This window comes from Paenibacillus sp. NRS-1760 (assembly GCF_050467785.1).
Classification (GTDB): domain Bacteria; phylum Bacillota; class Bacilli; order Paenibacillales; family Paenibacillaceae; genus Pristimantibacillus.
Genome location: NZ_JBITPK010000014.1, coordinates 507,835 through 522,389 on the forward strand (window position 1 = coordinate 507,835; position 14,555 = coordinate 522,389).

General features: G+C 43.1%; 12 protein-coding genes. 9 read left to right on the forward strand and 3 right to left on the reverse strand.

The window, feature by feature from the left end:
• Window positions 1-223: 223 nt before the first annotated feature.
• Window positions 224-1,525: a glycosyltransferase family 39 protein gene (locus ACIFSR_RS21485; RefSeq protein WP_339204537.1), complete on the reverse strand. Its 1,302-nt coding sequence runs from the start codon at window positions 1,523-1,525 to the stop codon at window positions 224-226.
• 299 nt (window positions 1,526-1,824) lie between these two features.
• On the opposite strand from ACIFSR_RS21485, the gene ACIFSR_RS21490 reads away from it, so the two are divergent.
• The 6 genes from ACIFSR_RS21490 (at window position 1,825) to ACIFSR_RS21515 (ending at window position 9,851) form a co-directional block, all read left to right on the forward strand.
• Window positions 1,825-2,604, forward strand: coding sequence for a YheC/YheD family protein (locus tag ACIFSR_RS21490; RefSeq protein WP_430059827.1), 780 nt, complete (start codon window positions 1,825-1,827; stop codon window positions 2,602-2,604).
• 176 nt (window positions 2,605-2,780) lie between these two features.
• Window positions 2,781-3,743: an ABC transporter permease gene (locus ACIFSR_RS21495; protein WP_076267454.1), complete on the forward strand. Its 963-nt coding sequence runs from the start codon at window positions 2,781-2,783 to the stop codon at window positions 3,741-3,743.
• 34 nt (window positions 3,744-3,777) lie between these two features.
• A complete protein-coding gene (locus ACIFSR_RS21500; protein ID WP_076267455.1) occupies window positions 3,778-4,674 on the forward strand; it encodes a carbohydrate ABC transporter permease in 897 nt (298 codons plus the stop codon).
• Between the two features lie 77 nt (window positions 4,675-4,751).
• Window positions 4,752-6,407, forward strand: coding sequence for an extracellular solute-binding protein (locus ACIFSR_RS21505; protein ID WP_339204532.1), 1,656 nt, complete (start codon window positions 4,752-4,754; stop codon window positions 6,405-6,407).
• 127 nt (window positions 6,408-6,534) lie between these two features.
• Window positions 6,535-8,076, forward strand: a complete 1,542-nt coding sequence (locus ACIFSR_RS21510; protein ID WP_430059829.1) for a response regulator — start codon at window positions 6,535-6,537, stop codon at window positions 8,074-8,076.
• Window positions 8,073-9,851 (forward strand): sensor histidine kinase, encoded by a 1,779-nt coding sequence (locus ACIFSR_RS21515; RefSeq protein WP_430059831.1) that lies wholly within the window; start codon window positions 8,073-8,075, stop codon window positions 9,849-9,851. Before ACIFSR_RS21510 ends, ACIFSR_RS21515 begins: the two co-directional genes overlap by 4 nt.
• A 42-nt stretch (window positions 9,852-9,893) precedes the next feature.
• Here the strand turns inward: ACIFSR_RS21515 and ACIFSR_RS21520 are convergent, their stop codons facing one another.
• Window positions 9,894-10,772, reverse strand: coding sequence for a LysR family transcriptional regulator (locus tag ACIFSR_RS21520; protein ID WP_430059833.1), 879 nt, complete (start codon window positions 10,770-10,772; stop codon window positions 9,894-9,896).
• 110 nt (window positions 10,773-10,882) lie between these two features.
• Between ACIFSR_RS21520 and ACIFSR_RS21525 the strand changes: the two genes are divergently transcribed.
• Entirely contained in the window at window positions 10,883-12,163 is a 1,281-nt protein-coding gene (locus tag ACIFSR_RS21525) for an adenylosuccinate synthase (protein ID WP_339204527.1), read from the forward strand.
• A gap of 23 nt (window positions 12,164-12,186) precedes the next feature.
• Here ACIFSR_RS21525 and ACIFSR_RS21530 read toward each other — a convergent pair whose 3' ends face one another.
• Window positions 12,187-12,732 carry a hypothetical protein gene (locus tag ACIFSR_RS21530; protein WP_339204526.1) on the reverse strand — a complete coding sequence of 182 codons (546 nt, stop codon included), beginning with the start codon at window positions 12,730-12,732 and terminating at the stop codon, window positions 12,187-12,189.
• 87 nt (window positions 12,733-12,819) lie between these two features.
• Between ACIFSR_RS21530 and rbsK the strand changes: the two genes are divergently transcribed.
• Window positions 12,820-13,746, forward strand: coding sequence for a ribokinase (gene rbsK / locus ACIFSR_RS21535; RefSeq protein ID WP_339204525.1), 927 nt, complete (start codon window positions 12,820-12,822; stop codon window positions 13,744-13,746).
• Window positions 13,747-13,825: 79 nt separating this feature from the next.
• The gene (locus ACIFSR_RS21540) at window positions 13,826-14,536 is read left to right on the forward strand and encodes an MBL fold metallo-hydrolase (protein ID WP_339204524.1); all 711 of its coding nucleotides are present in this window, start codon (window positions 13,826-13,828) and stop codon (window positions 14,534-14,536) included.
• Window positions 14,537-14,555: the final 19 nt, after the last annotated feature.

A 14,555-nucleotide genomic window follows, 5' to 3' on the forward strand; every position in this document is an offset into this window, starting at 1 on the left:
TAGTCCAATTGCGGGTGTCCAGAGGGCGCAGCCCTTGGGGCCCTCCCTTGGAAGGGAGGGGTTGGGTGGGTTCGAAACGCTTTAGAAGGTTTGGTAGTAATCCTTTAAGTGTTTGTCCTTTGAAGGTCCGGAAAAAGCCTTTGAAGGTCTGGTAGTAATCCTTTAAGGTTTGGATAAGCCTTTGAAGGTTTGGTAGAAGCCTCTAAAGGTTTGGTTCCTCCCTCTAATGGTTTGGTTGTCTCAAAGAACTTCTCTTCTTCGAACGCACAGCTTCAACTAGCTCATGAATGAGATAGGCTGCATATATCGTGATAAACGCCATAATGAAGTAACCGTATCGTTCAAATGTAATAAATGGCAGCGAAGTAAATATGAAATATAAAATGGTTATTATCAATATAGATAGTTCTTTGCGTTTGCTTTTAAAAATAACGGTCATGAGCAATCCAATTACTCCGAGCAATAGCAGCACGTAGTGGTAAACGCCCACGATGGGTTTCGAAATATGAAGTACGGGCTTCCAATAATAAGGTACTTTGACCATATCGACTACCCGATCAACGGTGTAATGTTTAATATAACGATTGCGATCCGTTTCAAATCCATAATTTCTAATTTTTTTGGCAAGCTCAGCTTGAATTTCATTGGATTCGATGGCATCTTTCGCCTCGCCTAACCGCGTAAAATCCTCTTTGAATTTCTCTTCTGCACCAGCAGGATATCTCCAATCGATCATAGCTCCTAATACAGATGGATTGCCGGACGAGAGCGTGAGCGGAATAAACTTATCAAATACGATAGCATTTCTTATCCACCAAGGGGAAATGCAAATTAATATTACAGCAGATACTACAATCGCAGGTTTAATAATCTCTTTTATTTTATATCCTCTAACTAGCATGTAGATTAAAAATACGACCGGAAGGAGTGCAAAGTTTGGCCTTGCATATATCCCGATACTTAAACATACTGCTGCAATGGCGAACCAACTCAACTTCTTTTTATCTACAGCTACAATTCCGGTATAAATAAACAGCCATAAAAATAACTGCCCAAAGGCCTCCGTTAAAATCAAATTTGCTGCCATATAGTTAGGTGCATATAGCGCGAACAGTAGGATTGCTATGACACCAATTCGTTCATGGAAAAATCGTCGACAAACTTGATAAAGAAGAATCATCGTTCCTGCCATCATTAAAACTTGAAGAATGCGGAATGCGGTAATTCCGTTCCAATATCCAAATATCTTCATACAAAATGCCAACACCATCGTAAGGGCAGGCATAATAAATACAGTCGAATCTTCTACTTTGTGATAAGTAAATGTACCTTCATTAAGCAATGTCTCGGCACTTCGTATATATTTTACATCATCGTTATTATATTCTTCGAAATTGCCTAAATACATATCGCTGCCTTGCTGAAACGTTATGAATGTTCCTATTGCAATGAAAAACACAACAACAGCTGCTAAAATAATACGGTATAAAAGTGCTTCATTGCCTACTTTTTGAAAAATTTTCATTTCATTGCCCCGCTTTTCATGATTTATAACACTTATAAATAATAATGTGACCTCAAGCTTTGTGTCTAATGGGTCTATTTGGGTTAAACGAGTTCTTTCAAGTTACAACCATTCCTATCATTCCTAGTTTTTATTCTGCTGCTCACCTTTCGCTTATATTAACTCCATTATAACGTGTATCATATGAAAAATGTTCCAATCCGTTGGAAGAAAAATGGATTTAGTATATTTGCTGTCTATAAACGTTCGTACAGTTGCACTTGTTCATCCTGTCATAAAGTAAGCTGAGGTGAACTTTTGTGTATAAGAAAAAGTATGCAAGTCGCAATATAAGAGGAAAACTGCGGGTCTGCAAATACTTATGTGCGAATAAAAAATTGAAGCGGTATGTACCGAATACGGTATCATTCAGCCGTGAGCACTTGCAGATGATGCTAAACCGTCATGACACCGTTTATGTCAAGCCAGATATTGGCTCGCTCGGTTTGGGCATATTTAAGCTGAAACGGGTGAATTCGGGTTATGAGCTTTATTCAATCGTTAAGAAAAAACAAATAAAAAATTTTTATAATTCCGTTTCCGAAGCTTATTCGCAAATAATGAAAATGAAATCGAGTAAGCTCATTATTCAAAAAGGAATATCATTGGATCGCGTGGATGGATGTCCCTACGATATTCGAGCGATGGTTCAGCGGAAGCCGGAAGGTAAGTGGGTTTGTACGGGTTTAATGGTAAAGGTAGGAGCTCGCCATAAAATCGTAACGAACTATTATCAAGGCGGAGCAATCTATTCGATGAAAAAACTTGGAGAAAGGCAAGGACTTTCTATTGAAGCAACGGATAAGCGGATCAGCAGACTAAGCAAGGTGGCCCTGCGAATATCACGGACATTAAGTAAAAAACGATCGGGTATGCACGAGCTTGGCATCGACTTTGCATATGATCAGAAGCAGCAGTTATGGGTTCTTGAGGTGAATTCCAATCATCCGCAATTTCATCCCCTTAAAAAACTTGATCCTTCAGCCTATAAAAAAATGAAACATTTTGCTGCCAGCTACGGAAGGCGCGATGCAAAATGAAAAAAAATGTAAAGCAGATCGAGACGATTTCTCGATCTGCTTTTTTTATACTTATTAATGATTGCGCTTACTCCAATGATTGAAAAGTATCATTTTTAGTTGTTCAGATAGCTATTAGTGCGTTTATGATCGCGATAGAATACTAGTAGAACAACTAGAGCAAGGGGGATTGAGTAGTGGCGCAACTATCGGTTAATGAAGAACTATTAAAAAAACCAAAACCTAAAACTAAAAATGCGTTTCTGCGTTTCGCAAAACAATGGGACATTCAAATGATGGTATTGCCGGCATTGTTACTAATCATCGTGTTTAGTTACATCCCAATGTACGGTATATTGATGGCATTTCAAGACTACAGCATCTTCAAAGGTTTTATGGCAAGCGAATGGGTTGGATTAAAACATTTTGACATGTTCTTCAGCTCCCCGGAGTTTTTCAAGGTCATGCGAAATACGGTTATTATCAGCTTGTTGAAATTTTTCATTGGATTCCCGGCACCGATTTTGCTGGCGCTTATGCTTAACGAAGTGAAAAACCTAATGTTTAAGCGGCTGGTTCAAACGGTAAGTTACCTGCCTCACTTTATGTCATGGGTAATCGTTGCGGGGCTGATTATGTCGATGCTGTCCACGGACAATGGAAGCATTAACATCGTACTTGAGAAAATGAACTTTATCGATGAACCGATCAACTTTCTATCACTTCCAGAATTATTCTGGTCCATCCTCGTTTCGACTGGGGTATGGAAGGAAATTGGATTTGGCTCCATCGTCTATCTAGCAGCAATAGCAAGTATTGATCCAAGCATGTATGAAGCAGCATCTATGGATGGTGCGAGTAAATTCAAACAAATCTTTTTGATCACATTGCCTTCGATCATGCCAGTTGTCCTTATCTTCATGATTCTGGCGATTGGTAATCTACTCAATGCAGGTTTCGAAGACATTCTATTGCTTGCTGTAAACCCTGTACTCAGGGACGTGTCAGATGTTATCGATACGTACGTTTATCGAGTCGGGATACAAAGCTCTAGATACTCATACGCAACAGCGGTTGGATTGTTCAAAGCCGTTATCAGCGTAGGACTTTTGACAATGGCGAACTTTCTGGCACGCAGGGCCGGCAGCAGCTTGTGGTAAACTATACAATTAGCCCGGAAAGGCGGATGATGCAGTGATCAGGCTCAGTTTTGGAGACCGCGTGATGACGGTGACCATCTACATCTTACTAACGTTATTAGCTTTTATGACCTTTTATCCATTCTGGAATGCACTTGTCATATCCTTCAACAGCGGAATAGACACCTCCATGGGGGGCGTAACCTTTTGGCCGCGTGATTGGACTTTAGAAAACTATGGTATCGTATTCAAGGATGAACGATTGGTAACTGCGTTTCTGGTTTCGATCAGTCGGACGGTTGTCGGTACAATCGCATCCATATTTATAACGGCATTATTCGCCTATGGCCTCTCGAAGAAAGAATTGATGGGCCGCAAGTTTTACATGATCTTGTGTATCATTACGATGTACTTCAGTGGTGGACTTATTCCTTCTTTCTTGCTCATTCGTGAGCTTCACCTCATGAATACATTCTGGGTATTCATTATTCCAACACTAGTCAGCGTTTGGAACATGATCATCTTCCGAACATTCTTCCAAGGCTTGCCTGCAGGGCTTGAGGAATCGGCGAAAATCGATGGAAGCGGCAACTGGGGTATCTTCTTCCGCATTGTTGTTCCGCTCTCTGGTCCCGTTATTGCAACGTTGTCGCTTTTCACGGCTGTTTTTCATTGGAATGATTGGTTTGGTCCAAGTATCTACATCACCAATGAGAAGCTGCTTCCTATACAAACGATGCTTAAGCAGATTTTGAACTCTAATATCGTATCGGATCAAATGTCACAGCTAGATTCTGCTGCGCAAGGGCAGTTAGCCAAAATGAGAACGGTAACGAGCAAATCGTTGTCTATGGCAACGATGATGGTTGCCACGATTCCTATCATTATGGTGTATCCATTCGTCCAGAAATATTTTGTTAAAGGTGTTCTTGTTGGATCATTGAAAGAGTAGCAGGCAGTTTAAGACATGTGGTTTAGAGCGAAAGCTTTGAACATATAAAAATGAGCTTGAAAGGGGATAATAAACAGATGAAAAAAAGAAAACTACTCGTCCCAATCGTCTCTGCATTTATGGCCGTTTCTTTAATGGCAGGCTGTAGCGGTAATTCCGGTAAAACAGAAAACGGAGAAACAGGAAGCAAGCCGGAGGAAAATAGCGGCAATAAGCCGGCATCGGTTTATGAACTTGGCAAGGAGCAGCTTGATTTCACCCTTTATGGCCATTATGACTGGTACACTATGCCAGCATGGGGCGGCGACATTACGAGTACTTGGATTAGAGATACAAAGAAAGTAAACGTAAAACCAATCCACTCCGGTGGTGCGGCTCCACAAAAGCTGAATACGATGATCGCGACTGGCGAGCTTCCTGATGCGATCTGGCTAGAGCGCGTTGATGTTGAGAAATTGCGCACAGCTGATCTGCTTGTTCCATTCGACGACTATCTTGATAAATATCCGAACTTGAAAAAATGGTTGGGCGATGAAGGCATCAACATGCTTCGTTCAGAAGATGGCAAGCTTTATCAATTCCCTAACTGGTATACAAAACAACCTAACGGCAACTCTGGTTATGTTGTAAACAAAAAGATCTACACAGAGCTTGGTTCACCTAAGCTTGAAACAACAGACGATCTGTACAGCTACTTGAAGCTGGTTAAAGAAAAATATCCGAATGTTGTTCCTTACGAGCCGCATTTAGCAAAAGATGGACAAGGACTTGACGTATTGTACTCTGCATTCAAAGAAAACGATCAGAAGTTCCCAGGTATGCGTGCTGTACCTAACGGCGACAAGCTGACTTCGATCTTCCTTGACCCTGAGTACCGTGAAGCAATGCAATACACTTCCAAGCTGTTCCGTGAAAAATTGATTACGCAAGATGCAATGACACAAACGGTTGACCAAATTACTGAAAAAGTAATGACTGGCCGTGTAGCAGTATTTGCATCAGCAAGCCCAACTGAAATTGCAATGCAAGCACATGCTGAGCTTACGAAAAACGATCCAGAAGCTGGATATTTCATGATCTGGCCGATTCACAAAGAAGGCGTTGACAAAAACAAAGTATTCCCTGGTACGTATGGTATGTTAGGCTGGAACGTAACGGTTATTACGAAAAGCGCTAAAAACCCAGAAGCAATCTTCGCTTTCTATGACTGGTTGACTGGTCCTGAAGGACAAAGCGCTTTGATGTGGGGACCTCCAGGAATCTATTGGGATGGCGTAGAAGCTGACGGCGAAACTCCGAAGTTCACAGAAAAATACACTTCTGATGCAGGCGGTCTTGGTAAGCTTCAAGCGATTACAACGAACCTTAACTGGGTTGGTAACACAGTATTCCTAGATACTACAAAAGCTAAATTTGAAGAGTCGTTGCCAGTTGAGCAACAAAACTGGTCTACTCGTTACCAACGTGAAATTACGTGGAAAACGCAATCCAATGCAACAGAATTCATTAACATCGATCCACAACCGGATACAGAAGAAGGTATCATCCGTCAACGTATTGAGGACTTGTTCCTAGAAGTTAGAGCAAAAGCATTGTTCGCGAAAAATGATGCTGAAGTACTAGCTGTTCTTGATAAAGGCGAAAAAGATGCTCAAGCTGCTGGTTATGATAAATTGCTGGCATTCAAAACAGAAAAATGGCAAGCGAACCTTGCAAAAATGAAAGCTGAATAAGCCATAGCTTTTCTTAAAAACGACGGGTATACTAAGTTATTTAGTGTACCCGAGTTTTTTCGTTTTAATAGAACGATGAGATGTTCGATGTACGTAAAGCCTTTGCCTAATTGGAGCTGATAACATCATGTATAAAGTATTGCTGGCGGACGACGAAAAGCTAGATTTGGAAGGTATGCGTGCCTTTATTCCTTGGACAGATCTCGGTATGGAAATCGTAGCGGGTGTGATGAACGGATTTGATGCTTGTAAAGTGCTGGATACGGAAAAAATAGATATTCTTGTAACAGATGTTCGTATGCCTAATATGACGGGGCTTGAGCTGGCTAGACGCGCGCTCGAGATGTCGAAGGATATTAAAATTATTTTCGTAAGCGGATATCAAGATTTTAGCTATGTTAAGCAGGCATTGTCGCTTAATGCTGTCAATTATGTTTTAAAGCCGATGGATGATCAGGAGCTGATTGATTCTCTGCTTAAGGTTCGAGATGTCTTGGACCATGAGCAAGAGCGGCAAAATACATATGGCCAAATGGTTCCGATCGTAAAAAATGAATATATGCTGCAATTGCTTGAAGGAACGAGCGATGACAAAACCATTGAGGTATTAAGTCAAGAATATGAGATGAATCGATTCTTCTATCCTGGCTTAGTAGCCGTAATTGAAGTGGATGATTTGTCTTGGAAACTGAACGATGAGACGCGGGCAGAGCAGGATGAGATTCAGCAAGTGGTATCGATCTGTAAGGAGTTTGGCATTTCGCATATTTGTAAAATTAGCAAATTCCGGGTCGCGATTCTCATTGAGCAATCGGATAAAGATGTTTTGCCACTAAAGATCGTTAATAGAGTCAACGAACAGCATACCTTCTCCATTACCGCAGGCGTTGGTGAATTATGTGATTCAATCAACGAATTCTCGGCCTCCTATCGTCAGGCAGTTGAAGCTTTGGATTTGAAAATGTTTTATGGAAAAGGAAAGGTCATTGGTCACGGTGAGGTAAGGCCGGCAGAGAAAGAGGATGTTAAGCATCTCGATGCGAAGCTGGAAGCATTGTTTGTTGCAATGTCGGGTTATGAGCTCGTTCGCATTCATGATGAGCTGGATGACTTATTTCAGGTTGCCAAAAACTTAAAGTCAAAGTTTACGCTGCGCAACTATGCGCTTTATATCGTAATGAAGCTTGATAATTATTTGCAAAGAACGAATGAAAATGTCTTTCAGCTGCTTGGCATGGAGCTGAATAATTACGATATCATTATGCAGTTTGAGACGATCAACGATATTCATGTGTGGCTGAGACGCAGGGTTTACGAAATATCCGAAACTTTGCAGGCAAACAAGCACAAAAAAAATTGGAAGCTTATTAAACAAATGATTGATTATATGAAAGAACGTACACATGATAACATTACATTACGTGATTTGGCGGAGCAATTTTCATTATCGCCGAACTACCTTGGCCTTATTTTTAAAGAGGAGACAGGTAAAAACTTCAGCGAATATTTTATTCAGCTGCGCATGGAGAAATCGTGCGAGCTGCTCAAAACAACAAACATGAAAATTTATGAGATAGCAGATCAAGTAGGCTATCGTCACTTGCCATATTTCAGCAAACAATTTAAAGAAATGTACGGTATGACGCCGTTGGAGTTTAGACGAAAATGACCAAACATAAGAAGGAGCATCGTTATATTCCGTTTGGGATTAAAATTATGCTCACCTACAGCTTGTTTATCATGGTGCCGGTGATCCTAATTGGCTATGCAGCGAATGTTATTTTTACAAGCTCCATTCAAGAGCGAACCCGCGAGATTAATCTTGGTACGCTGGCTCAGATGAAGGACAATATTATGTACAAAATGGAGGATGTGTCACGTATATCCGGCATGCTTTATTTTGACAGTAATCTTGCATCCTATTTGCGTCATTATGAAGAAGGCTGGGTTAGCTACGAAGCCACGACGAAGCAGCTCCTTCCAAAAATGCAAACAACGGTGGAGGCAGCAAGCAATAAAATGCGCCTTGCAGTCTATCTACATAACAATACATTGCCGGAAATTTATCACAATTATAATAATACCGATCCGCTGAACGCGGAGGGTCCATTATTTGATTTGTACCATATTTCTAGAATTAAGGACAGGGCATGGTATATAGATTACCCCGTGGAGCGGTATGGCGAGACTATGCAGTGGAAGCAGGTCGAAGGGGATACGAAATTCGGGCATATTTCCTTGCTCAGAAGACTTGTTAATATGAATGATCCCATTACGCTTGAGGAAATTGGTTTCGTTCGTATTAGCCTGAGACTTACCGATCTGCTCGAGAGCGTTGATTCTGAGAAAATTGGTAAAGGAACGAAAATTTTTGCACTCAACGAGAATGGAAGAATTATGTTCTCCTCCGGTGATACCCATTTTAAAATTGGTGAATCGCTGAGTGAAGCGGAAATGGCGAACTATTGGGCCGTAGAGGAAAAGATTCCACAGCTGAATTGGAAGCTGCTCGCACTCGTTCCAACCGATATTATGGAGAAGGCTACTGACAAGGTAAAGCTTTGGACCTTCTTAATTTGCTTGGCTTGCTTTGTTGTATTTTCACTTGCTGGCTTGTATATTTCTCGCTTTTATTCTCGTAAGGTTATCAAAATCGTTCGTGTGCTGGATGCCTTTCAAGAAGGGAATTTTAAGAAAAAGATTCATTTTAAAGGGAAGGATGAATTTACGCGCATTTCCTTCGCTTTAAACGATATGGGTCATAATATTGACGGATTAATTCAAGAAGTCTATATGACAAATATGAAGAAAAAGGAAGCGGAGCTGGAATCGCTGCAAGCGCAAATCAATCCGCATTTCTTATATAACACATTGTCTTCGATCAGTAGATTGGCTAAGTTTGGACAGGTAGATAAGCTGCAGCGAATGGTGCTTGATTTAGCGAAATTTTACCGCTTATCTCTGAATGAAGGTAGAACCGTTATTCCGATTCGGAATGAGCTGGAGCAGATTAATGCATATATCAATATTCAGAAGACGAAATTCGAAGACGGTATGCAAATCTGGTTTGACATTGATCCTGATATTTTAAGATTTACGACCGTAAAGCTTATTTTACAGCCCTTTATCGAAAATGCGCTTGAGCATGCTTGGTATGGAGCACAGATTAACATTCGAATCGTAGGCAAGATGGAGGGAGATTTAATAACCTTCCAAGTCATTGATGACGGCGTTGGCATTAATCCTGAGATTTTACGCCAAATGTCCGATCCTATTGAGAGAGTGAATGTGGGCTACGGGGTTCGGAATGTGGACGAGCGGATCAAGCTTCATTTTGGAGCGGAATACGGCGTGCGGATCGTGAGCAAAAGAGGAATGGGCACATCCATTTCGATTACGATTCCAGCTAGAAAAAAAGATATAGAACCAGAACGTCCTATTTAGAATAGGACGTTTTTTTTATGCATTTAGTTTTTTGCCAAGCGGCTAAGGCAGCAGCTCCAAAAATCGTTTGGATGCTGCGGATTGTGGCACACCGCGAAGCGTTGCGATACCAATGCTGCGTGCCGGGATGGGCGGGATCAGCGGAATTTCGACGAGCTCGCCTGAAGCAAGCTCATCAGCAGCATAGTTACGAACGAGGAAGGCCAGCCCAAAGCCACTTCGTGCGAACTTTGCAAGCAGATCCATGCTGCCAAGCTCAAGCTCTGGCGTGAGCTTTGTACCATGCGCTGCGGCATACTCGTCAAGGAACTCTCTTGTGCCCGCCCCTTTTTCTAGAAGCAATAACGGGTACTTGCTAATATCCTCAAGCTCGATGGCGGTATCACCAAGAGATGAATAAGCAGGACCACCGACGAGTATATCCTGCAAGGGCACGCTTAACCGAAAGTCTAGCTGACTGTCTGAAGCAGGCATATGTACGATGCCAAAATCAATTTTTCCTTCCTTTAGAAGCTGGATAGTTTCAGGGGTTGTTCGATTCGTCACACGAATGCGAATCTCTGGATATTCCGTATGAAACTGCTCCAAATACGGCATCAAATAATGCTTGCATAACGTGTCGCTCGCACCGATACTAATTTCACCGCTTTGCAGGTTGTGCATTTCTGCGAGCATTTTTTCCCCTGTCTCAATAAAGCTATACGCTTGCTCGATATATCGAAAGAGGACCTCGCCTTCAGTCGTAAGCTTGACCCCCTTGGCCATACGAAAAAAAAGCTGGCCGCCTAGCTTTGCCTCTAATTGCTTAATCGTATGCGTGACGGCTGGCTGTGTAATATAAAGCTGTTCTGCAGCGCGCGATAAGCTTCCTGTCTTAGCCGTCCAATAAAAGACGCGATACCACTCCATGTTTACGATCATAGCTATAATCCCACCTAATATGAACTATTAGTTATATCAATTATTTTAATGTCACATCATTCATTATAATAAACCTTAAAGGGCAATAACAACATTAGGAGGCGATTGAATTGACGGTAACCGCTATAGTGGGAGCGAATTGGGGAGATGAAGGCAAGGGGAAAATGACAGATGCGTTAGCTGCCAAATCCTCATTTGTCGTACGTTATCAAGGAGGCAGCAATGCTGGGCATACGATTATTAACAGCTACGGTAAATTCGCGATGAATATGCTGCCGTCTGGCGTCTTTTATCCAGAGATTACGAACGTCATTGGCCCAGGCACAGCTCTTGATATTGAAGTGCTGCTGCGGGAGAGGAATGAGCTGATAGCACGAGGAGTACCGGAGCCGCAAATTCGAATATCCGAACGAGCACAGGTTGTACTGCCTATTCACCGCTTATTTGACGAGCTGGAGGAGGAAAGGCTTGGCTCAAACGGCTTCGGATCGACGAAAAGAGGCATTGCTCCATTTTATTCTGATAAATATGCGAAGCTTGGTGTACAAGTTGCGGATCTGTATGATGAGCAGCGATTGCTGCAGCGTTTAGAGCAATCCTTGGCAGCCAAGAATGTACTGCTTGAGCAGTTGTACAACAAAAAGCCGATCAAAGCGGAGGAGCTTCTGACCGTGCTGCTCGAGCAAGCGGAGAAGCTGCGGCCTTTCGTTTGTGATACAACGAAGCTGTTAAATGATGCGTATCGAGCTGGAAAGTCGATATTGCTGGAAGGACAGCTTGGGGCGCTGCGTGATCCGGATCACGGCATCTATCCTTACTCCACATCATCGTCTACGCTGGCGGGCTTTGCGCCAGTAGGCGCGGGTCTTCCTCCTTATGCAATTACGAGAATTATTGCGGTAGTTAAGGCGTATTCCAGCTGTGTTGGAGCCGGACCGTTCGTCAGTGAACTGACAGGTGCGGAGGCTGATGAGCTTCGCCGTTTGGGAGGCGACGCAGGAGAATTTGGCGTGAATACAGGGCGCCCGCGCCGAATGGGGTGGTTTGATGCGGTGGCTACGCGTTATGGCTGCATGCTGCAAGGGGCTACGGAGGTTGCGCTGACCAATCTTGATGTTCTAGGATACTTAGATGAAATTCCAGTATGCATAGGTTATGAATTGGGTGGACAAATCATTAAGGATTCATTCCCAGTGACAGCAGCGCTTGCTTCCGCTAAGCCAGTGCTTAAGCGTTTGCCAGGCTGGAACTGCGATATTTCGCAAGCTACAACTTTTGAGCAGTTGCCTGAAGCAGCCCAGCAATACGTTCAGTTTGTGGAAGAAGCCATTGGCGTAAAAGTTGCAAGCGTATCGGTAGGACCGCGTCGTGAGCAGCTAATCACACGATGATTTAGTATAAGAAAAGCAGAATCCTAATTGGATTCTGCTTTTTTGGCGCGTGGCCATAAGCTATAGCTAAAGCTGATAACAAAATCAATGACGAGTATGATCGACCATAAACGAAGCGTGTTAAATAAAACCTCCGTTCGCAACGCATCGCCGACCATTAAAATCATGCCATACAAAATGGCAGCGCCTATCACCCATGCGAGCAAGTGATGCAGCCAGCCATTTCGCTCGTAGCGAGCATGATCTTTGCCATATTTCGGCTTCCGAGCAGGAGCAGGTCCGCCGGCAAAGCGATGAGCGAACCTTTCATCAGCCCATTTGATCATTCGATGACCCCAAGCGATGGAAACCCCGATATATATTGCAGCCAAGCTATGTGCGAAGGTAGCTGTTGCGCCGCCGCGGAGATCATAAATAGTAGCAATAACCAATGCCAAATCGATGAGAGGTGTTGCAATCAAGAATATAGCGCCAAGCTTTTTTAAACGGAAAATATAGCGGCATAATAAGCCGATAAGTACAAATAACCAAAATCCTATCTCGCAGCCGATAATAAAAGCGGTAATCATGTGAAGATCTACTCCTTCTGTTAAAATAGGTACATGCATTCAAAAGAATGAACTGAATCGTTAATTAGGGAAGGGTATGAACAAACTATGAAAAAAATACTCGTTGTTGGAAGCATAAATATGGATATCGTTAGTCAGGTCGAAAAATTCCCACTCCCGGGTGAAACAATCTCTAGTGCAGCCACCTCGTTTTTTCCGGGCGGCAAAGGGGCAAATCAAGCGGTTGCAGCGGCTCGCGCAGGTGCGGAATGTGTGATGATCGGCGCAGTTGGCGAGGATCCTTTTGCTCAGACATTGATCACATCATTACAAGATAATGGAATTTCCACTAGTCAAGTATTACGCAAGCAAGGAACATCAGGTTTCGCTATTATTACCGTGAACGGTGAAGGCGAGAATCATATTGTTTTATCTGAAGGTGCGAATGGTCAACTGACAGACAAGGATGCAGCCGCGGGTTATGGAGAGTGGTCGGATATTTATGCCGTGCTGCTTCAAAATGAAATACCGTGGGAGACGACGCTATCCGTCATGAATAGTGCTAGCAGCGGCGGCAGTAAAGTATTTTATAACCCTGCCCCGGCAAGGGCTATTCCTGAGCATGTTTTTCCGCTTATTGATACTCTTATTATAAATGAAACCGAGGCGGCTGTTGTTACGGGCTTAACGGTAAACGATGCTTCCTCAGCGCAAGCGGCAGCAGAAGTAGTCATGGGCAAAGGAACAAAAAACGTCATTATTACATTAGGGGAGAAAGGCTGTTTCTATCAAAATAAGCAAGGCGACAAAGCTACGATTCCTGCATTCAAAGTAAAACCTGTTGATACGACGGCAGCGGGCGATACTTTCTTCGGTGCATTCGCCGCTGCAAGCGCCGATGGCTGCCAGGCTGAGCAGGCTTTGATCTTTGCAGCAGCAGCAGCAGCACTAGCCGTTACGAAGGAAGGTGCCCAAGCATCGATCCCAACTAAAGCAGAAATTGAAGCTTTTCTTCAAAGCGAACAGAAAAAATAAAAATAGGCTTGCTAAAACTAATGGTATTAGTTTATTATGAAACTAATATCATTAGTTTTTGTTGAGGAGGCCATTTGGAATGAGAATGACACGCGAGAAAACGGTTGTACAGCTGACCTATTTACCTAAGGTATTTCCAGTAAATTGTTACTTGGTGGAGGAGGCGGAAGGATTGACGTTAGTGGATGCCGCACTTCCAAACAACGTCAATGCCATTCTGAGGGCAGCGGAGCAGCTAGGCAAGCCGATTACCCGTATTGTTTTGACTCATGCTCATGCGGATCACATCGGTTCGCTCGACGGGCTAAAAGAAAGGCTTCCAAATGCACAGGTGTTTATATCCAAGAGAGATGCAAGACTGCTTGGCGGTGACCATACGTTAGATCCTAATGAGAGCAGCTTGCCGATTCGTGGCGGTTTGCCTAAAAACGTTCGAACAAAACCTGATGTTTTGCTCGTGGATGGTGATCGCGTGGGCTCTTTGCTTGCGGTAGCTGCACCGGGGCACACGCCTGGTTCGATGGCATTTCTAGATACGAGGAATGACATTCTCATCGTAGGGGATGCTTTTCAAACTAGAGCAGGCGTTGCAGTATCAGGACAGATAAAGCTGCTGTTTCCTTTTCCAGCAATGGCTACTTGGGATAAACAAACGAGCTTGGAGACGGCTCGAAGATTAAGAGATTTGAAACCATCGTTGCTCGCTGCTGGCCATGGCAACATGGTGCTGCAGCCAAAACGTTTATTGGATAAGGCGATTGCCACAGCGGAACGCTCTTTGGTTAAATAAATAGGAGAGGGGGGATTCT

Coding starts and splice junctions, on each gene's coding strand:
- ACIFSR_RS21530 (WP_339204526.1), bottom strand. CDS start 12,732: ATGATTACCGCTTTTATTATCGGCTGCGAGATAGGATTTTGGTTATTT.
- rbsK (WP_339204525.1), top strand. CDS start 12,820: ATGAAAAAAATACTCGTTGTTGGAAGCATAAATATGGATATCGTTAGT.
- ACIFSR_RS21485 (WP_339204537.1), bottom strand. CDS start 1,525: ATGAAAATTTTTCAAAAAGTAGGCAATGAAGCACTTTTATACCGTATT.
- ACIFSR_RS21505 (WP_339204532.1), top strand. CDS start 4,752: ATGAAAAAAAGAAAACTACTCGTCCCAATCGTCTCTGCATTTATGGCC.
- ACIFSR_RS21520 (WP_430059833.1), bottom strand. CDS start 10,772: ATGATCGTAAACATGGAGTGGTATCGCGTCTTTTATTGGACGGCTAAG.
- ACIFSR_RS21510 (WP_430059829.1), top strand. CDS start 6,535: ATGTATAAAGTATTGCTGGCGGACGACGAAAAGCTAGATTTGGAAGGT.
- ACIFSR_RS21515 (WP_430059831.1), top strand. CDS start 8,073: ATGACCAAACATAAGAAGGAGCATCGTTATATTCCGTTTGGGATTAAA.
- ACIFSR_RS21540 (WP_339204524.1), top strand. CDS start 13,826: ATGAGAATGACACGCGAGAAAACGGTTGTACAGCTGACCTATTTACCT.